Annotated in this window: 18 protein-coding genes and 1 other RNA gene; 11 read left to right on the forward strand and 8 right to left on the reverse strand. The window is 59.8% G+C overall.

The genetic code is table 11. The features are described 5' to 3' along the window. The first annotated feature begins 95 nt into the window (after nt 1-95). A complete protein-coding gene (locus tag ABTV29_RS00920) occupies nt 96-1,331 on the forward strand; it encodes a sterol desaturase family protein (protein ID WP_433768393.1) in 1,236 nt (411 codons plus the stop codon). Here ABTV29_RS00920 and ABTV29_RS00925 read toward each other — a convergent pair. Next, nucleotides 1,312-1,932, reverse strand: coding sequence for a DedA family protein (locus ABTV29_RS00925; RefSeq protein WP_433768394.1), 621 nt, complete (start codon nt 1,930-1,932; stop codon nt 1,312-1,314). The genes ABTV29_RS00920 and ABTV29_RS00925 overlap by 20 nt on opposite strands. 207 nt (nt 1,933-2,139) lie before the next feature. On the opposite strand from ABTV29_RS00925, the gene hemB reads away from it, so the two are divergent. Both hemB and ppk1 read left to right on the forward strand, forming a co-directional pair. Beyond that, entirely contained in the window at nt 2,140-3,153 is a 1,014-nt protein-coding gene (gene hemB, locus ABTV29_RS00930; RefSeq protein ID WP_223456495.1) for a porphobilinogen synthase, read from the forward strand. Between the two features lie 18 nt (nt 3,154-3,171). After that, nucleotides 3,172-5,400 (forward strand): polyphosphate kinase 1, encoded by a 2,229-nt coding sequence (gene ppk1 / locus ABTV29_RS00935; RefSeq protein ID WP_433768395.1) that lies wholly within the window; start codon nt 3,172-3,174, stop codon nt 5,398-5,400. Nucleotides 5,401-5,588: 188 nt separating this feature from the next. Here ppk1 and ppx read toward each other — a convergent pair whose 3' ends face one another. Continuing rightward, nucleotides 5,589-7,091 (reverse strand): exopolyphosphatase, encoded by a 1,503-nt coding sequence (ppx, locus tag ABTV29_RS00940; protein WP_433768396.1) that lies wholly within the window; start codon nt 7,089-7,091, stop codon nt 5,589-5,591. A gap of 111 nt (nt 7,092-7,202) precedes the next feature. Continuing rightward, a complete protein-coding gene (locus ABTV29_RS00945) occupies nt 7,203-7,901 on the reverse strand; it encodes an amino acid ABC transporter permease (RefSeq protein ID WP_433768397.1) in 699 nt (232 codons plus the stop codon). Nucleotides 7,902-8,255: 354 nt separating this feature from the next. Here ABTV29_RS00945 and trxA point away from each other — a divergent pair, with 354 nt between their 5' ends. The 5 genes from trxA to ABTV29_RS00970 all read left to right on the forward strand — a co-directional run bounded on the left by trxA (nt 8,256) and on the right by ABTV29_RS00970 (nt 13,648). After that, nucleotides 8,256-8,585: a thioredoxin TrxA gene (trxA, locus tag ABTV29_RS00950; protein ID WP_003206727.1), complete on the forward strand. Its 330-nt coding sequence runs from the start codon at nt 8,256-8,258 to the stop codon at nt 8,583-8,585. A gap of 248 nt (nt 8,586-8,833) precedes the next feature. Then, a complete protein-coding gene (rho, locus tag ABTV29_RS00955; protein ID WP_003206716.1) occupies nt 8,834-10,093 on the forward strand; it encodes a transcription termination factor Rho in 1,260 nt (419 codons plus the stop codon). A 142-nt stretch (nt 10,094-10,235) separates the two neighbouring features. After that, the gene (gene ubiD, locus ABTV29_RS00960) at nt 10,236-11,702 is read left to right on the forward strand and encodes a 4-hydroxy-3-polyprenylbenzoate decarboxylase (protein WP_433768398.1); all 1,467 of its coding nucleotides are present in this window, start codon (nt 10,236-10,238) and stop codon (nt 11,700-11,702) included. After that, entirely contained in the window at nt 11,702-12,670 is a 969-nt protein-coding gene (locus tag ABTV29_RS00965) for a CDP-6-deoxy-delta-3,4-glucoseen reductase (protein ID WP_433768399.1), read from the forward strand. Before ubiD ends, ABTV29_RS00965 begins: the two co-directional genes overlap by 1 nt. 309 nt (nt 12,671-12,979) lie before the next feature. After that, a complete protein-coding gene (locus ABTV29_RS00970) occupies nt 12,980-13,648 on the forward strand; it encodes a gamma-glutamylcyclotransferase (protein ID WP_433768400.1) in 669 nt (222 codons plus the stop codon). Here the strand turns inward: ABTV29_RS00970 and glpT are convergent. Next, nucleotides 13,624-14,973, reverse strand: a complete 1,350-nt coding sequence (glpT, locus tag ABTV29_RS00975; RefSeq protein ID WP_433768401.1) for a glycerol-3-phosphate transporter — start codon at nt 14,971-14,973, stop codon at nt 13,624-13,626. The genes ABTV29_RS00970 and glpT overlap by 25 nt on opposite strands. A 328-nt stretch (nt 14,974-15,301) precedes the next feature. Here glpT and ABTV29_RS00980 point away from each other — a divergent pair, with 328 nt between their 5' ends. Further along, nucleotides 15,302-15,919, forward strand: a complete 618-nt coding sequence (locus ABTV29_RS00980; protein ID WP_433768402.1) for an energy transducer TonB — start codon at nt 15,302-15,304, stop codon at nt 15,917-15,919. A gap of 51 nt (nt 15,920-15,970) precedes the next feature. On the opposite strand, the gene ABTV29_RS00985 is transcribed toward ABTV29_RS00980, so the two are convergent. Then, the gene (locus tag ABTV29_RS00985; protein ID WP_433768403.1) at nt 15,971-16,948 is read right to left on the reverse strand and encodes an NADPH:quinone oxidoreductase family protein; all 978 of its coding nucleotides are present in this window, start codon (nt 16,946-16,948) and stop codon (nt 15,971-15,973) included. Nucleotides 16,949-17,098: 150 nt separating this feature from the next. Between ABTV29_RS00985 and ABTV29_RS00990 the strand changes: the two genes are divergently transcribed. Continuing rightward, nucleotides 17,099-17,506 carry a flagellar basal body-associated protein FliL gene (locus tag ABTV29_RS00990; protein WP_433768404.1) on the forward strand — a complete coding sequence of 136 codons (408 nt, stop codon included), beginning with the start codon at nt 17,099-17,101 and terminating at the stop codon, nt 17,504-17,506. Between the two features lie 125 nt (nt 17,507-17,631). On the opposite strand, the gene ABTV29_RS00995 is transcribed toward ABTV29_RS00990, so the two are convergent. Next, complete coding sequence (locus tag ABTV29_RS00995; RefSeq protein ID WP_433768405.1) at nt 17,632-18,084, reverse strand: EVE domain-containing protein; 453 nt, start codon at nt 18,082-18,084, stop codon at nt 17,632-17,634. Nucleotides 18,085-18,279: 195 nt separating this feature from the next. Here ABTV29_RS00995 and ABTV29_RS01000 point away from each other — a divergent pair, with 195 nt between their 5' ends. Further along, nucleotides 18,280-18,435, forward strand: coding sequence for a hypothetical protein (locus ABTV29_RS01000; RefSeq protein WP_433768406.1), 156 nt, complete (start codon nt 18,280-18,282; stop codon nt 18,433-18,435). 35 nt (nt 18,436-18,470) lie between these two features. Here ABTV29_RS01000 and ABTV29_RS01005 read toward each other — a convergent pair whose 3' ends face one another. After that, a complete protein-coding gene (locus ABTV29_RS01005; protein ID WP_433768407.1) occupies nt 18,471-19,076 on the reverse strand; it encodes a 5-formyltetrahydrofolate cyclo-ligase in 606 nt (201 codons plus the stop codon). 87 nt (nt 19,077-19,163) lie between these two features. Next, a non-coding RNA gene (gene ssrS, locus ABTV29_RS01010) (6S RNA) lies at nt 19,164-19,342 on the reverse strand. Between the last annotated feature and the right edge of the window lie 4 nt (nt 19,343-19,346).

Consider the following 19,346-nt stretch of genomic DNA (forward strand, 5'->3'; position numbering starts at 1 on the left):
GCGTTAAATGTCCACTAATTTGTCACTCGTTGCCATAGGGTTATTTCGCGACTACACATAGCATCTGTCCCTAAAAATTCCGTTCAGGACGCCTTATGGACTTCATTCTGTACGCGGTGCCGTTTTTCTTTGTGCTGATTGCCGTCGAACTGCTGGCCGACCGTTGGCGCGGGGTCAGCAACTATCGAGTGGCGGACGCGATCAACAGCATCAGCACCGGCGTGCTGTCGACCACCACGGGCCTCTTGACCAAGGGCGTGGGGCTGCTGACCTATGGGTTTGCCCTCAAGCATCTGGCGCTGTTCGAGCTCTCGGCGGACAGCGTCTGGGTCTGGATCTTTGCCTTCGTCTTCTATGATTTCTGCTACTACTGGCTGCATCGCATGGGCCACGAACGCAACATTCTCTGGGCAGCGCATTCGGTGCATCACCAGAGCGAGGACTACAACCTCTCCACCGCCCTGCGCCAGACCAGCACCGGGTTTTTGTTGAGCTGGATCTTCTACCTGCCCATGGCCGTGGCTGGCGTGCCGCTGCTGGTGTTTGTCAGTGTTGCCGCGCTGAACCTGCTGTACCAGTTCTGGGTGCACACCCGGCATATTCCCAAGCTCGGCTGGTTCGAATGGTTCTTCGTTACGCCGTCCAATCATCGGGCTCACCATGCACAGAACGCTCTCTACATGGATCGCAACTACGGCGGCGTGTTCATTATTTGGGACCGTCTGTTCGGCTCGTTCCAGGAAGAAGACGACAACGAACCGGTGATTTTCGGCGTGACCACGCCGCTGGCGAGCTGGAACCCGATCTGGGCGAATGTGCAGTTCTACGCGCAGTTGTGGGCCGATGCGCGACGCACCGAAAGCACCTGGGACAAGCTGCGGATCTGGTTCATGCGTACCGGCTGGCGGCCGGCGGATGTGGCGGCCAGGTACCCGATCCACAAACCGGACCTGAGTCAGTTCCACAAATTCGAAGTGCCGCTGGACGGGCGCCAGCAGATTTACGTGCTGCTGCAGTTCTGCGTGTACATCGCCCTGGGCAGCTATCTGATGAACCTGGAGCCGCACCTGTCGACGCCGGCCCTGGTACTGGGCTGGGGAGCGGTGGCGCTGGGGTTGTTCGTGTTGGGCGTGGCCCTGGAAAATCGCCCGTGGGCGTTGAAGCTGGAGTTGCTGCGGCTGGTGTCGAACGTGCCGCTGGTCTGGCTGGCGCCGGTGGTGGGGCTATGGCCGGCCAGCGCGGTGGGCTGGGTCGGCCTGCTCAGCTATAGCCTGCTCAGCGGCATCGGTCTCTATTGCTGCAGAAACCGTTTCACTCGGCTGGCGTCTTAGGTTCGCCGACCTGACTGGCCTTCTGCTCGTCGGCATAGACCTGTTTGGCCAGGCGCGCATTCTTGAAGCGGCGGCGCAGCCACAGGCCGACGCCCAGGATCAGCAGGGCACCCAGCACCCACAGCTCGTACTTCTTGATGCTGCCGAGCATGCCTTCCAGTACCGCACCGAAGTGATAGGCGGCCGCCGCCAGCGCGGCCGCCCAGATCGCCGCACCAATGCCGTTGAGCAGCAGATAACGTCCCGGTGGGTAGCCCGACAGGCCGATCGCCACCGGCATCACCGTGCGCAGGCCGTAAACGAAACGGAAGCTCAGGACCCAGATGTCCGGGTGTTTGCGGATATGCTCCAGCGCCCGGTCGCCCATCATTTGCCAGCGCGGTTTGCGCGCCAGCAGCTTGCGCCCGTGCTTGCGTCCCAGGAAGTACCACAGCTGATCGCCGGCATAGCTGCCGAAGAACGCCACGACCACCACTAGGTTGATGTCCATGTATCCACGGAACGCGAGGAAGCCTGCGAGTACCAGGATGGTTTCGCCTTCGAAGAATGTGCCGAGGAACAGGGCAAAGTAGCCGAAGTCATGCAGAAATTGTTGGAGCATTGTCTGGGTGCTGGCGAAATGAACGCGCAGCCTAACCCTTCGTACACATTCAGGAAAGTGTCCAAATGTGTCTCGACGTGAACATTTCCTACAACGACAATGGAATGCGGCTACGTGTCACAGGATGCACACAACTGTAATACCTTCGTCATAATGGCCGCTTATAACTGTCACGCTCGCCCGTACGCGCGGGCTCAGGAGTCTGCCGTGAGCTTTACCCCCGCCAACCGTCTGTTCCCCGCAACCCGCCTGCGCCGCAACCGCCGTGACGATTTCTCGCGTCGCCTGGTCCGTGAAAACGTCCTGACCGTCGATGACCTGATTCTGCCGGTGTTCGTGCTGGATGGTGAAAACCGCCGTGAAGCGGTGGCCTCGATGCCGGGCGTCGAACGCCTGACCATCGATCTGTTGCTGGAAGAGGCGGCCAAGTGGGTCGAGCTGGGGATCCCGGCGCTGGCGCTGTTCCCGGTGACGCCGTCGGAACTCAAGTCGCTGGACGCCGCCGAAGCCTGGAACCCGCAAGGCATCGCCCAGCGCGCCACCCGTGCCCTGCGCGCGCAATTCCCTGAGCTGGGGGTGATCACCGACGTCGCGCTGGACCCGTTCACCACTCACGGTCAGGACGGCATTCTCGACGAAGAAGGCTATGTGCAGAACGACATCACCGTCGATGCACTGGTCCGGCAGGCCCTGTCCCACGCTGAAGCCGGCGCGCAGGTGGTGGCGCCGTCGGACATGATGGACGGTCGCATCCAGGCGATTCGCGAAGCCCTCGAAGTGGCCGGACACGTCAATGTGCGGATCATGGCCTACTCGGCGAAGTACGCCAGCGCCTACTACGGCCCGTTCCGTGATGCGGTCGGTTCGGCGCTGAACCTGGGCAAGGCCAACAAGGCCTCCTATCAGATGGACCCGGCCAACAGCAACGAAGCCCTGCACGAAGTGGCGGCGGACTTGTCTGAAGGCGCAGACATGGTCATGGTCAAGCCAGGCATGCCGTATCTGGACATCCTTTGCCGGGTCAAAGAAGAATTCAAAGTGCCGACTTTTGTTTATCAAGTCAGCGGCGAATACGCCATGCACATGGCCGCGATCCAGAATGGCTGGTTGAGCGAAGGGGTTATTCTCGAATCCCTGACCGCTTTTAAACGCGCAGGCGCTGATGGCATCCTGACGTACTTTGCCGTTCGCGCAGCTCAATTGTTACGAGAGCAAAAATAGCCCTCCCAGGAACATTCGATGAATACCGAAGGACTCACTGAAGTTGCCGTAAAAGATGCTCAACCGATTGTGGAGCAAATCGACGAAACCCCGCCGGAGCTCGAGCCCGCTCCGCCCGCGGCGGTAGCCGAGGTCGCTGCGGCGACACCGGCGGCGATTGCCATTCCCGGCCTGGATGACAGCAGCCTGTACATCCATCGCGAGCTGTCTCAACTGCAGTTCAACATCCGCGTGCTGGAACAGGCGCTGGACGAGTCCTATCCGTTGCTGGAACGGCTGAAGTTCCTGCTGATCTTCTCCAGCAACCTGGACGAGTTCTTCGAAATTCGCGTCGCCGGCCTGAAGAAGCAGATCACCTTCGCCCGTGAACAGGCCGGTGCCGACGGCCTGCAACCGCATCAGGCCCTGGCCCGCATCAGCGAACTGGTGCACGGTCACGTCGACCGTCAGTACGCGATCCTCAACGACATTCTGTTGCCGGAGCTGGAAAAACATCAGGTCCGCTTCATCCGTCGCCGTCAATGGACGACCAAGCTGAAAACCTGGGTCCGCCGCTATTTCCGCGACGAGATCGCGCCGATCATCACCCCGATCGGCCTCGACCCGACTCACCCGTTCCCGTTGCTGGTGAACAAGAGCCTGAACTTCATCGTCGAGCTCGAAGGCATCGACGCCTTCGGTCGCGATTCCGGCCTGGCGATCATCCCGGCGCCCCGCCTGCTGCCGCGCATCATCAAGGTTCCGGAAGAGGTCGGCGGCCCTGGCGACAACTATGTATTCCTGTCGTCGATGATCCACGCTCACGCCGATGACCTGTTCCAGGGCATGAAGGTCAAGGGCTGCTACCAGTTCCGTCTGACTCGTAACGCCGACCTGGCGCTGGACTCCGAAGACGTCGAAGACTTGGCCCGTGCGCTGCGCGGCGAGTTGTTCTCCCGTCGCTACGGTGATGCGGTGCGTCTGGAAGTGGCCGACACCTGCCCGAAACACCTGTCCGATTACCTGCTCAAGCAGTTCAACTTGAGCGAGACCGAGCTGTATCAGGTCAACGGTCCGGTGAACCTGACGCGTCTGTTCAGCATCACGGGCCTGGACAGTCAGCGCGAACTGCAGCACCTGCCGTTCACCCCGCAGATTCCGAAGCTTTTGCAGAACAGCGAAAACATTTTCAGCGTGATCAGCAAGCAGGACATTCTGCTGCTGCACCCGTTCGAATCCTTTACCCCGGTGGTCGACCTGTTGCGCCAGGCCGCCAAGGACCCGCACGTGCTCGCGGTGCGCCAGACGCTGTATCGCTCCGGCGCTAACTCGGAAATCGTCGATGCGCTGGTGGATGCCGCGCGTAACGGCAAGGAAGTCACCGCGGTGATCGAGTTGCGGGCACGGTTCGACGAAGAGTCCAACCTGCAACTGGCCAGCCGCCTGCAAGCGGCCGGTGCGGTGGTGATCTACGGCGTGGTCGGCTTCAAGACCCACGCCAAGATGATGCTGATCCTGCGCCGCGAGGCCGGTGAGATCGTGCGTTACGCGCACTTGGGCACGGGTAACTACCACGCCGGCAACGCCCGCCTGTACACCGACTACAGCTTGCTGACTTCCGACGATGCCTTGTGTGAAGACGTCGGCAAGCTGTTCAGCCAGTTGATCGGTATGGGCAAGACGCTGCGCATGAAGAAGCTGCTGCATGCGCCGTTCACCCTGAAGAAGGGCATGCTCGACATGATTGCCCGCGAAACCCAGTTCGCCCTCGACGGCAAGCCGGCGCACATCATCGCCAAGTTCAACTCGCTGACCGATCCGAAGATCATCCGCGCGTTGTACAAGGCCAGCCAGTCGGGCGTGCGCATCGACCTCGTCGTACGGGGCATGTGCTGCCTGCGGCCGGGCATCGCCGGGGTCTCCCACAATATCCACGTGCGCTCGATCATCGGCCGATTCCTGGAGCACACCCGGGTCTTCTATTTCCTCAACGGCGGCGAAGAGCAGATGTTCCTGTCCAGTGCCGACTGGATGGAACGCAACCTCGACAAGCGCGTCGAGACTTGCTTCCCGGTAGAAGGCAAGAAGCTGATCATGCGGGTCAAGAAGGAGCTGGAGCTGTATCTGACCGATAACACCCACAGCTGGAGCCTGCAGTCGGACGGCCGTTACATCCGCAACACGCCAACCGGCAACCAGAACCCGCGCAGCGCCCAGGCGACCCTGCTCGAGCGTTTGGGCAGCCCGATCCTGCCGGTCAGCAGCTGACCTGCGGATTTGCGGCAATGAAAAAGGCGATCCCGAGGGATCGCCTTTTTTGATTCCACACTATCCATTGTGGGAGCGAGCTTGCTCGCGATGGGCGTGAACGATGACGCGTGTTGCTTGGATAAACGCGGCACCTGCAGGTTTTTCGCGAGCGATCGAGCGTCGACCGGCTGCTCCTACAGGGGGAGTCAGCGTACGTTCAAGACGATATCCACGCGGGTCAGCCATTCCGCTTCGATGGCGAAGTCGGCCTGGGTCAGCTGGTTGTCCTCCAGCCAGTGTTCCGGAAATACCACTTCCAGGCTGTTGCCTTTGGCGTTGAGTTCCACCTGAGGCATGGCTTGAGTGCCGCGGATGTGATGGAACAGGATCGCGAAGCGCAGCAGCACGCACAGGCGAATCAGCTTGGTGCCCTCGTCGCCGAAATCGGCAAACCTGTCCTTGGGAATGTTGCGGCGATGGCCACGCACCAGCAGCGCGAGCATCAACTGGTCTTCACGGGAGAATCCGGCGAGGTCCGAGTGTTCGATCAGGTAGGAACCGTGCTTGTGGTACTGATAGTGGGCGATGTCCAGGCCCACTTCATGGACCTTGGCCGCCCAGCCGAGCAGTTCGCGCCAGACGCCGTCTTCCAGGTCCCAGTCCTTGGCCACCTGGTCGAAGGCATGCAGGGCCTTGCGTTCGACTCGCGCGGCCTGTTCCAGGTCGACGTGGTAGCGCTCCATCAGCGAGCTCAGGGTGCGTTCGCGCACGTCCTCATGATGATGGCGGCCCAGCAGATCGTAGAGCACGCCTTCACGAAGCGCGCCTTCGCAGTGGTCCATGCGTTGCAATTCAAGGGAGTCGAAGATGGCTTCAAGAATCGCCAAACCGGCGGGGAAAATCGCGCGGCGGTCAGGCTTGACGCCTTCGAAGTCGATTTTCTCCACATCGCCGAGCTTGATCAGTTTGCGCTTGAGCCAGGCCAGGCCTTCGGCATTGACCTCGCCTGAACCTTGACCGCCAGCCTTCAGTGCCAGGCCGATGGCGCGGATGGTGCCCGAGGAGCCGATGGCTTCATCCCAGGTCAGGCGGTGCAGGGCGTGTTCGATGCTCATGATCTCCAGGCGCGCCGCGGTATACGCCTGGGCATAGCGGGCCGGGGTGATCTTGCCGTCCTTGAAGTAGCGCTGGGTGAAGCTCACGCAGCCCATTTGCAGGCTTTCGCGCAGCAGCGGTTCGAAGCGCTGGCCGATGATGAACTCGGTACTGCCGCCGCCGATGTCGGCGACCAGGCGTTTGCCCGGCGTGTCGGCGAGGGTATGGGACACGCCGAGGTAAATCAGACGCGCTTCTTCACGACCGGAGATGACTTCCACCGGATGGCCGAGGATCTCTTCGGCTCGATGGATGAATTCGGCGCGGTTGCGGGCTTCACGCAGGGCGTTGGTCCCCACGATTCGCACGGCGCCGGGCGGCATGCCGTTGATCAGTTGGGAGAAACGCTTCAGGCAATCGAGCCCGCGCTGCATGGATTCTTCGCTGAGATGGCGTTCTTCGTCGATGCCGGCGGCCAGCTGAACCTTTTCCCCGAGACGTTCGAGAATGCGGATTTCGCCGTTCTGGGCCTTGGCCACGACCATGTGAAAACTGTTGGAGCCCAGGTCGATCGCGGCGATCAGGGACAGATTCTTGGCTTGGGATTGCGGCATGGTCAGGGTCTCGGTCGATAACCCTGACATCGTGCCACGATCAAAGGCTGGCGCCAACGCGCAGTGTACAAAGCCTTGATCCTGAGCAGTCTCTCGGTGACCGTTGCCCGGTCAATCGTGGACAGGCTCGCTCGCACAGGCTTTTGTGCGGTCCTGGGCAAGAAACCGCTGGCCGATCCAGCTGAGCAACTGACGGGTCATCAAGGCCATGCACAGGTACATCAGCGTGGTCAGCGCGTAGGTTTCAAAGGCGTGCAGGTTGCGCGACTGAATGATGTTGGCGGCGAAGCTCAACTCTTGCGTGGCGATCTGCGAACACACCGCGGAGCCGAGCATAACGATGACGATCTGGTTGCTTAAAGCAGGCCAGGCGTTGTTCAGCGCGGGAAGTAGCATGCCATGGCGCCAGGCTTCGGAGCGAGTCATCGCCAGGGGCGCGCCGGCTTTCAGTGGTGCCCGGGGAAGTGCCTGGATGCTGGTGTGGATAATTTCGCTGGCATGCGCGCCCAGGTTGATCACCATGGCCAGTACTGCAGCCTGCCACCCGGAGATCGGCACGCCGAGTGACGGCAGGCCAAAAAAGATGCACAACAACTGCATCAGGAACGGCGTATTGCGGATCAGCTCGTCATAAACGCCAAAAATGGCCGCGAAGGGGCGAATGTTCCACGCGCGGATCAACGCGCCGATGATGCCGATGCTCACCCCGAGTACTGCGCCGATGACCGTCAGTTCGAGGGTGGACAGCGCACCGCGCAACAGCAGATCGGTGTTGTCCGCTATCGGCAGGAAACCGGATGGATTAGCCATAGCGTGTCCTCGAATCGGCCAGGAGTGATCTCTGCGATTCGATAGAGCACGTGCCATGCCAGCGTGCGTGCGGCCGCGTGGCTTGGGCTCTTCGCTTATTGAATGGTCACGGGATTGCACCGCAATGGCGCATCGATTGTCCGTATCGAGCGCCTTTGGGGCCGGGATACGGAATCGACCGTTCATCCGGACCGAGCGGTCATGATGAGCCGCCAAAGCGCCTCATTGCACGACCTGGGCTATACACAGACTCATGAAACACCATAGCGAGACTCAATCAACTGCACCTTCCTGAACGAGGGAAGGGCGGCTATGATGGGCCACGTTTTTTTGCTTACAACCCTGGAGAATTCCATGAGCAGCGATCTTATCAAACACGTTAGCGACGCTAGCTTCGAGGCCGACGTACTCAAGGCTGAAGGCGCTGTACTGGTCGACTACTGGGCTGAATGGTGCGGCCCTTGCAAAATGATCGCTCCTGTTCTGGACGAAATTGCAGAGACTTACAAAGGCAAGCTGACCGTTGCCAAACTGAACATCGACGAAAACCAGGAAACCCCTGCCAAGCACGGCGTACGTGGTATCCCGACCCTGATGCTGTTCAAGAACGGCAACGTTGAAGCGACCAAGGTCGGCGCACTGTCGAAATCGCAACTGGCAGCTTTCCTCGACGCCAACATCTAAGCGTCGTTGTAGCCTGTCATGCAAAAGGCCCCGCATATTGCGGGGCCTTTTCGTTATAGAGGGCTAGACGCTCCCAAACTCAAGTGATACATTCGGCCCCGCACTGGTTTCTCCATTGCCCCCTGCTAGCCGTCGCCGACGCTCTCCTTTTCGAATAAGTACGCGATCCTGTCGCCTTCTCCGCGGCGCGGCCTCATTAAGCCAAAAGCTTAATTTCCCCCCTCCATAAATGATTACGTCATTCCTATATGAATCTGACTGAACTCAAGCAAAAGCCGATTACCGAACTGCTCGAATTGGCCGAACAGATGGGCATAGAAAATATGGCCCGTTCGCGCAAGCAGGACGTGATTTTCTCCCTGCTCAAGAAGCACGCGAAAAGCGGTGAGGAAATCTCCGGTGATGGCGTGCTGGAGATTCTCCAGGACGGCTTCGGCTTCCTCCGCTCTGCAGACGCCTCCTATCTCGCCGGCCCAGACGACATTTACGTCTCGCCGAGCCAGATCCGTCGCTTCAACTTGCGCACCGGTGACACCATCGTTGGCAAGATCCGCCCTCCAAAGGAAGGCGAGCGTTATTTCGCGCTGCTCAAGGTCGACACCATCAACTTCGACCGCCCGGAAAACGCGAAAAACAAGATTCTCTTCGAGAACCTGACCCCGCTGTTCCCGACTGTGCGCATGAAGATGGAAGCCGGCAACGGTTCCACCGAAGACTTGACCGGTCGTGTGATCGACCTGTGCGCCCCGATCGGTAAAGGCCAGCGCGGTCTGATCGTTGCACCGCCGAAAGCGGGCAAGACGATCATGCTGCAGAACATCGCCGCGAACATCGCGCGTAACAACCCTGAAGTTCATCTGATCGTGCTGCTGATCGACGAGCGTCCGGAAGAAGTAACCGAAATGCAGCGCACTGTGCGCGGCGAAGTGGTTGCCTCGACGTTCGACGAGCCGCCAACCCGTCACGTGCAGGTTGCCGAAATGGTGATCGAGAAGGCCAAGCGCCTGGTCGAACACAAGAAAGACGTCGTGATCCTGCTCGACTCCATCACCCGTCTGGCACGCGCCTACAACACCGTGATCCCGAGCTCCGGCAAGGTGCTGACTGGTGGTGTCGATGCCCACGCCCTGGAGAAGCCGAAGCGTTTCTTCGGCGCCGCGCGCAACATCGAAGAAGGCGGCTCGCTGACCATCATCGCCACCGCGCTGGTTGAAACCGGCTCGAAGATGGACGAAGTGATCTACGAAGAGTTCAAGGGCACCGGCAACATGGAGCTGCCTCTGGACCGCCGTATCGCTGAAAAACGCGTCTTCCCGGCCATCAACATCAACCGTTCCGGTACTCGCCGCGAAGAGTTGCTGACCGCCGACGACGAGCTGCAGCGCATGTGGATTCTGCGCAAGCTGCTGCACCCGATGGACGAAGTGGCTGCCATCGAGTTCCTGGTCGACAAGCTGAAAACGACCAAGACCAACGATGAGTTCTTCCTGTCGATGAAGCGCAAGTAAGTCGATAGCTCAGCAAAAAGCCGGGGAAACCCGGCTTTTTGCTATCTGATTTTTGATCAACAGGCAGTTCGTGGTTCTGATGCGTCAGGTTCGGCGCTAAACTGCCTGCCCCCGAACGCCACGGCCAACACGAGGCTCACGCATGCAGTATCGCGACTTGCGCGACTTTATCAGCGGGCTGGAACAGCGCGGTGAACTCAAGCGCATCCAGGTTCCGGTGTCCCCAGTGCTCGAAATGACCGAGGTCTGCGACCGCACCTTGCGCGCCAAGGGCCCGGCCCTGCTTTTCGAGAAACCGACCGGTTTCGACATCCCCGTCCTCGGCAACCTGTTCGGCACCCCCGAGCGCGTCGCACTGGGCATGGGCGCCGAAGCGGTGAGCGAACTGCGCGAGATCGGCAAGTTGCTGGCGTTCCTCAAGGAACCTGAGCCTCCGAAGGGTTTGAAGGACGCCTGGTCCAAGCTGCCGATCTTCCGCAAGATCATCTCGATGGCACCCAAGGTCGTCAAAGACGCGATCTGCCAGGAAGTGGTCATCGAGGGCGAAGATGTCGATCTCTCGAAGCTGCCGGTGCAAACCTGCTGGCCGGGCGATGTCGCCCCCCTGATCACCTGGGGCCTGACCGTCACCAAAGGTCCAAACAAGGACCGCCAGAACCTTGGTATCTACCGTCAGCAGGTGATTGGCCGCAACAAGGTCATCATGCGCTGGTTGAGCCATCGTGGCGGCGCGCTGGATTATCGTGAGTGGTGCGAGAAGCATCCAGGTCAGCCGTTCCCGGTGTCCGTGGCGCTGGGCGCCGACCCCGCGACCATCCTCGGCGCGGTGACCCCGGTGCCCGATAGCCTCTCCGAGTACGCCTTCGCCGGCCTGCTGCGCGGCAATCGAACCGAACTGGTGAAATGCCGCGGCAACGACCTGCAAGTGCCTGCCACGGCCGAGATCATCCTCGAAGGCGTGATCCATCCGGGCGAGATGGCCGATGAAGGTCCGTACGGTGACCACACCGGTTACTACAACGAAGTCGACAGCTTCCCGGTGTTCACGGTCGAGCGCATCACCCACCGTACCAAGCCGATCTATCACAGCACCTACACCGGCCGGCCGCCGGATGAGCCGGCGATTCTCGGCGTGGCGCTCAATGAAGTGTTCGTGCCGATCCTGCAGAAGCAGTTCCCGGAAATCACCGATTTCTACCTGCCGCCCGAAGGCTGTTCGTACCGCATGGCCGTCGTGACCATGAAGAAGTCGTATCCGGGGCACGCCAAGCGGGTAATGCTCGGTGTCTGGTCGTTTTTGCGACAGTTCATGTACACCAAGTTCGTTATCGTCACCGACGACGATATCAACGCCCGGGACTGGAACGACGTGATCTGGGCCATCACCACGCGCATGGACCCCAAGCGCGACACGGTGATGATCGAAAACACGCCGATCGACTACCTGGACTTCGCTTCGCCGGTGTCCGGCCTGGGCTCGAAGATGGGCCTGGACGCCACCCATAAGTGGCCAGGGGAAACCACGCGCGAGTGGGGCCGGGTGATCGTCAAGGACGACGCCGTGACCCAGCGGATCGATGCCATCTGGAATCAGTTAGGAATAGATTGATGCGTGTAACCTTGCAGCCCTCCGGTGCAGTGCTGGACATTCAGCCCGGTGAGCGAATCCTCGATGGCGCACGCCGCCTGGGCTATGAATGCCCGCAAAGCTGTCGTAACGGCAATTGCCACGTATGCGCTGCACTTCTGGTGGAGGGTCGGGTTCAGCAGGCCGGCCTCGTGCGTGACCATGGCGAGTTCTACACTTGCATAGCAGAGCCGCTGGAAGACTGCATCGTGCTGTGGGATGGCGTGCTCGCGCTGGGAGAATTGCCGGTGCGCACCCTGTCGTGTCAGGTCACCAGTTGCACCGAAGTCGGCGGTGATACCTGGCGCGTACGTCTGCGGGCGCCGGCGGGCAAGCCACCCCGTTATCACGCTGGCCAGTACCTGATGATTCATCGGGACAACGGCGACAAATCGTCCTTTTCCCTGGCCTCGGCACCTTCCGCCGGGCGGGATCTGGAAATCCACGTGCTGGCGCGTGAAGCCAGTGCACTGAATTTGATTGAGCAATTGCAACGCGACTCGATGGTGCGGATCGATATGCCATTTGGCGATGCTCACCTGGCCGAGTTGCCGGAAGGCCCGTTGGTGCTGATTGCCGCAGGCACCGGCATGGGCCAGATCCATGGCCTGATCGAGCATTGCCGTGCCGAAGGTTTCAAGCATCCGGTGCATTTGTATTGGGGCGTGCGTCGTCCGGAAGACTTTTATGAAGTCGAACACTGGGATGAATGGCTGAAACTGCCGAATCTGTTTCTGCACAAAGTTGTCAGCGATCAATGCGGCTGGCAGGGGCGTTGCGGCATGTTGCACGAAGCGGTGTGCGAAGACTTCCCCGATCTCAAGGCCTTGCACGTATACGCCAGCGGCTCGCCGGCGATGGTCTACGGCACGCTGGATGCGCTGGTCGAGGCGGGGATGGATGCTCATCAGATGCGCGCCGATGTGTTTGCGTACGCACCCAGGTCCTGATACTGCCCCGCCCCCTGTAGGAGCGAGCTTGCTCGCGATGGACTCAAAAACACCGCGGGCACCCTGACTGCCCGCGTAATCGTTAACGACCATCGCGAGCAAGCTCGCTCCTACAGGTTTATAACCCCCTATATAGCCCATCGGTATTTATGAAATCTTATAAATGTCGGTAAGTTATATATCGTTCAAGTAATTAATTAAGAACTGCGCCAAGGCACTTAAATTACTTGAAATCAATGTGCCTTATTGTTTCGGCAGTGCGTTCTATTTAGTAACTGTTTACTCGCGGGGAGCTGAACGCTATTCGCCATGAGCGCCATCGAATCTTCATTTCTGAACCTGGCTTACCCTCCGCGCCTCGATCTGGGGCCGCAGCTCACGCACGAACAATTGCTCAGCTCGATGCAATCGACCATGGCTCGTCACAAGGGCGGGCCGGTGTGGCTGTTCGCCTATGGGTCACTGATCTGGCGCCCTGAATGCACGGCGGTTGAACGCGTTCGCGGACGCGTGCATGGCTACCATCGCGGTTTGTACCTGTGGTCGCATGAGCATCGTGGCACCCCGGAAATGCCCGGGCTGGTGTTCGGTCTGGATCGTGGCGGCTCTTGCAGCGGTTTCGCTTACCGTCTGCCGGAAGAACAACTGGATGCTTCGCTGTATGCGCTATGGAAGCGTGAGATGCCGTTCCCGTCGTATCGCCCGCACTGGCTCAATTGCCGGCTTGAAGACGGCAACCAGGTTCAGGCATTGGGATTCGTTCTGGAGCGACACTTGCCCAGCTACGCAGGCAACCTGCCGGATCACGTGTTGAGCCACGTGTTCGAAAACGCTTGCGGGCGCTACGGCACGACGCGCGACTATGTCGAGCAGACCGCCCAGGCCCTGCGGAGCCACGCCATGCCAGACCGGAATCTGGAGGCGCGGCTCAAGCGCTGCAAATCAAAAGCTGATCAGGCGAGCGCTTCGCGGGTCTGACTGGCCGCTTGCTTGTGCCACAGGGTTGGCGCAAGGAAGGCCATCGACAGCAGGCAGGCGCCGATGAGCAGGACGAAACCGCCGTCCCAGCCGAAATGGTCCACGGTGTAGCCCATCGCTGCACTGGCCGCGACCGAACCTCCCAGATAACCGAACAGACCGGTGAAGCCCGCGGCGGTGCCGGCGGCTTTCTTCGGTGCCAGTTCCAGTGCCTGCAGGCCGATCAACATGACCGGGCCATAGATCAGGAAGCCGATGGAGATCAGCGCGATCATATCGACCGTCGGGTTGCCGGCAGGATTGAGCCAGTACACCAGGGTCGCCACGGTTACCAGCGCCATGAACACCATGCCGGTTAGGCCGCGGTTGCCACGGAAGATCTTGTCCGACATCCAGCCGCACAGCAGCGTGCCCGGAATACCGGCCCACTCGTAGAAGAAGTAGGCCCAGGATGTCTTGTCCACGGTGAAGCCCTTGGCTTCCTTCAAGTAGGTCGGCGCCCAGTCCAGCACGCCATAGCGCAGCAGGTAGACAAAGACGTTGGCCATGGCGATGTACCAGAGCATCTTGTTGCGCAGCACGTACTTGACGAAGATTTCCTTGGCGCTGAATTCCTTCTCGTGGCTGGCGTCGTAGCCTTCCGGATAGTCATTCTTGTACTTCTCGATGGGCGGCAGGCCGACCGATTGCGGCGTGTCGCGCATGGTGATGAAGGCAAAAATCGCCACCGCCATAGCTACCGCCGCCGGCACGTAGAACGCCGCGTGCCAGTCGTTGAACAGGCCCATGCCGATCAGGAACAGCGGGCCGATCAGGCCGCCACCAACGTTGTGCGCCACGTTCCACAGCGACACCACGCCGCCGCGTTCCTTCTGCGACCACCAGTGCACCATGGTCCGGCCACTGGGCGGCCAGCCCATGCCCTGTGCCCAGCCATTGATGAACAGCAGGACGAACATGATGGTCACGCTGGACGTTGCCCAATGCGCAAAACCGAAAATGAACATCACCGCAGCGGAGACCATCAGGCCGAACGGCAGGAAAAAGCGCGGATTGGAGCGGTCGGACACGATCCCCATGAGGAACTTGGACAGGCCGTAGGCAATGGCGATCGCCGACAACGCCACGCCCAGCTCGCCACGGGTGTAACCCTCTTCGATCAGGTAGGGCATGGCCAGGGAGAAGTTTTTGCGCAGCAGGTAGTAACCGGCGTAGCCGATGAAGATGCCGGCGAAGATCTGCCAGCGCAGGCGTCGATAAGTGCTGTCTATTTTTTCTTCAGGCATGGGCGCCTGATGTGCAGCAGGGCGAAAGAAAGCAAACATTCAAGAGCTCCAAATTTCTTGTTTTTACTGCGGATGCGAATATTACAGTTTCGTTACCGAAAATAGCAGCGGTTCGCATTGCTGAAAATGCGGAAATGTTGGAAAGCGAGCGTTGCTTTACGAACATGTCGCACAGGCATAAATGGGGGGCGTGTAGGAAGAGTTACCCATGACCGCAGTAAGCGTCTGGTCCTTCCGGAGTAAGTCAGAATTTTGGGAAATGTCCTGCGCGGTTACAGGAAGTCATGATCTTCAGCCCATTGCCATTGATCTCTAGCCTTTTGTGCTGTTGCCAGGCCTGGCAATTCAGGTGCGAAAGGGAGGTGTTATGCGGTGGGTCGTTTGTGTGGTTTTGCTGATTTTGTTGTCTGTGGAAAGCAGGGCAGGAGATGTGTTTTTGATTCCGGAAAACAATCCCAAACCGGTTTATCCGCCGGCACTGCAACGAGCCGGGATCATCGGCGAAGTTCGGGTCGGGTTTACGGTCCATGCCAATGGCACGATCAGCAAAGTGAAAATTCTGAAAAGTGACCATCCTGATCTGACGGAGGCAGCCCGGGTTGCCATGGAGCAATGGCGGTTCAAGCCGTGGGCGGTTGAGGGGGGCAAGCCTTCTGAGCAGGACGTGACTGCGCCAATGATCTTTGGATTCGACGTGTATCTGCCGATGGACGTCAATCAGTCGCTCAAGAAACTGAAGTGTCGCGACGTTAATGAAACCTTCGTTCGTCTTCCGGAGCACAAGTGGGCCGACTCCGCACCGTTTCACTACACCCGAGCCTATCTGTCGAATTCGTTCTCCTCAGCGACATTGTCGCAGGAGCGGCGTCTGGGGCTGATAGCGAAGATGAACCGGATGGTGCCCACCATCGTCAGGCAATGCCTGAGCAGCCCGGGCTCCAGGTATGCGAGGTTTTTACCGAAGGATATTCGCGAGTTGCTTTAGTTTTGCTCGGGTCTGGACCGCGTTGAATGAAGTCCAGACCCTCAGGTTGGCTTAGCGAACCTGCACCACCACTTTCCCGACCGCCTTGCGCTGGCCAAGATCATTGATGGCTTGTGCTGCATTGCTCAACGGATACACCTGCGACACCAGCGGCTTCAACTTGCCTTCGGCAAACCAGCCAAACAATTGCTGGAAGTTCGCCGCGTTGTCCTGTGGCTGACGCTGGGCGAACGATCCCCAGAACACGCCGACCACGGCAGCGCCTTTGAGCAGGGCGAGGTTCACTGGAAGCTCGGGGATGCGACCGCTGGCGAAACCGACCACCAGCAGGCGGCCATTCCAGGCAATGGCGCGGACGGCCTGGTCGAACAGGTCGCCGCCCACCGGATCGTAAATGACGTCGGCACCCTGGCCATCGGTCAGGCGCTTGATTTCATCCTTGAGGCTGGTTTCGCTGTAGTTGATCAACTCGTCCGCGCCGGCGGCCTTGGCCACGGCCAGTTTTTCGGCGCTGCTGGCGGCGGCGATCACCCGGGCACCCATTGCCTTGCCGATTTCCACCGCCGCAAGGCCCACACCACCGGAGGCACCGAGCACCAACAGGGTTTCACCCGGTTGCAGGTTGCCGCGCTGCTTCAGGGCGTGCATCGAGGTGCCATAGGTCATGCTGAAGGCGGCTGCGGTGTTGAAGTCCATCGAGGACGGGATCGGCAGTACGTTGTAGCCCGGTACCGCGACCTGTTCGGCAAAGCTGCCCCAGCCCGTCAGGGCCATTACCCGGTCGCCGACTTTCAGATGACTGACTTTTTCACCCACCGCACTGACCACGCCGGCCGCTTCGCCACCCGGGGAAAACGGGAAGGGCGGCTTGAACTGGTACTTGCCCTCGATGATCAGCGTGTCGGGGAAATTCACCCCGGCGGCGTGCACGTCCAGCAGGATTTCATTCTTCTTCGCGACAGGACTGGCGACGTCTTCCAGCACCAGCGATTCGGCAGAACCGAAGGCTTTGCACAGCACGGCTTTCATCAGGGCTATTCCTTTGGGAGAGATGGCCGATAAGTGTAGGTGTGTGAGTCGACGGGTCAACGAGCATACCCGCCCCTGATAGCCAGCCATAAGCTTGTGCTTGAGCAGCGGGTCGTTATGCTAGGCCGCAAACCGGATGAGGAACGAACAGTGAAAGCGTGGATTGTGTTGATGATGGCCCTGTCTCTGCCTGCGGCAGCGATGGCCGAGGAAGCGGCGGAAAATGCAGCGCCGAAGGTCAATTACATCACCCTGAGCCCGCCATTCGTGGGCAACTATGGGCTCGATGGCACACCCAAGCTCAAGGTGTACAAGGCTGATGTGGCGCTGCGGGTCACCGGCGACGAAGCGACCAAGGCGGTTAAGGCCAACGAGCCCTTGATTCGTAATCAGCTGGTGGCGCTGTTTGCCCAACAGACCACCGAGACGATGAACAACGTCGAGGCCAAGGAAAAATTGCGTCAGGAAGCGCTGAAGCAAACCCAGCAGGTCATGAATGACGAAACCGGCAAGCCGGTGGTTGAGGACTTGTTGTTCAACAACCTCATCATTCAATAAGAATTCTGTTGTCCGGGCGGGCCCTATCGCGAGCAGGCTCGCTCCCACAGGGGATCTTCAGTGAATGCAGATCCAGTGTGGGAGCGAGCCTGCTCGCGAAAGCATTCTGAAAGTCGCCGAAGGTCTCACGGTTTAAGCGCAATCACCGCCGCCCACTGCTCCGCCGTCACCGGCATCACCGACAGCCGCGAGCCCTTCTGCACCAGTGGCATCTCCGCCAGCGCGGTTTGCTGCTTCAGATAATCCAGCTTCAACACCCTGGAAAACGTCTCGACATGCGCGACATCAATCGCGCTCCAGGCGTTTTTCTCGAGGCTTGCCTTTGGATCGAAGTAGTGGCTTTCAGGCTCCAGCGCAGTTGGGTCCGGGTATGCGGCTTCGACGATCTTGCCGATCCCGGCAATCCCGGGCTCCGGGCAGCTTGAGTGATAGAAGAAGAACTCGTCCCCCACTGCCATGGCCCGCAGAAAATTACGCGCCTGATAGTTGCGAACCCCGTCCCAGCGCGCTTTGCCGAGCTTTTCCAGGCCCTTGATCGAGAGCTCGTCGGGCTCGGATTTCATCAGCCAATAGGCCATGGTTTGGCTCCTTGCGAGGTGTGTGGACAGGTTGTCCGGCAATTTTATGACAAACCGACAGTCGGTTGACGCCAGCATTTGCGTGCAGGTTCACGTTGTCGCAAAATGCCGGCCTTCAATGCTTGACGCTGCTGCACGGCCTACAAATGGAAACCGCTGCTGTCATCGTATAGATATGCCTTTGGGGGGCAGTCGATGAAACGCAAACCGGATTTACTATGGATTTTGGTTATTTTGTTTGGCCTGGGCGTCGTGACCACTGGCTATGCCCAGAGCCTGTGGAACAGCAAGACCGATGCACCGGTTGAAGTCTCGCAGCTGCAGCAACAATCGACTGCCTTCAAGCGCTGATCCCTGCCTTCGACGCTGCTGACCCGCAGTGGTGTCTAGTCTGCGAAGTACCAGGCCTTGTCCGTGACCGTTCCCTGCAGCGGCACATCCCAGCTCGCCTGAGCCAATCGTTCTACCTTCTGACATTCATGAGCCAGTCCCAGTAGCGTCGGTTTGCGCCAGTCATTGCGGCGCGCCAGATACGCCAGGCTGCGATCATAGAAACCGCCGCCCATCCCCAGGCGCCCACCGACGTCGTCAAATCCCACCAAGGGTAAAAGCACCAGGTCCAGCGCCCAGACTTTGCGTTGCCGGGCGAGGTTGTGCCGGGGTTCCAGGATGCGGAAACGGTTGGGTTTGAGTTTTTCGCCGGGGCGAATGCGCTGGAACACCATTTTGGTCCGTGGCCACGCACTGAGCACCGGCAGATAGGTGGCCTTGCCCCGACGCTGGGCGGCGCGCAGCAGCAGGCGCGGATCGATTTCACCGTCGGTGGGCAGATAAAGAGAGATGTGGCGGGCGCGGCGGAACAGCGGTTGCTGGGCCAATTGCTTGTACAGCCCGCGAGCGGCCTGGCGCTGCTGACTGGCTGTCAGTGCGCGGCGGGCCTTGCGCAGCATGCGTCGAAGTTGCGGGCGGGGAAGCAGCGCAGGTTCGTTCATGGATTCAGGGCTTCGGCAGTGTGGATACACGAAGCGTATCCGTAAAAAAGCCGATGCCGGTATAAAAACCGGCATCGGCTTGGAATCAGGCTCCCCGAATGTGCCGCTGTCGACTTAGCCCTTGAACCCGAGAGTTCAAGGTGGAAGACGCAGTAGGCTTTAAGGCTTTCCGTCTAGCGGACATGCACACCAGCCCAACGTGCAACTTCCAGGGTATAGCAAATCGGCTCAGGGACGTCGTCAACTGGCAAGCACCCCAGGGAGTGATGG

The organism is Pseudomonas putida, assembly GCF_050989985.1.
Lineage (GTDB): Bacteria > Pseudomonadota > Gammaproteobacteria > Pseudomonadales > Pseudomonadaceae > Aquipseudomonas > Aquipseudomonas putida_AI.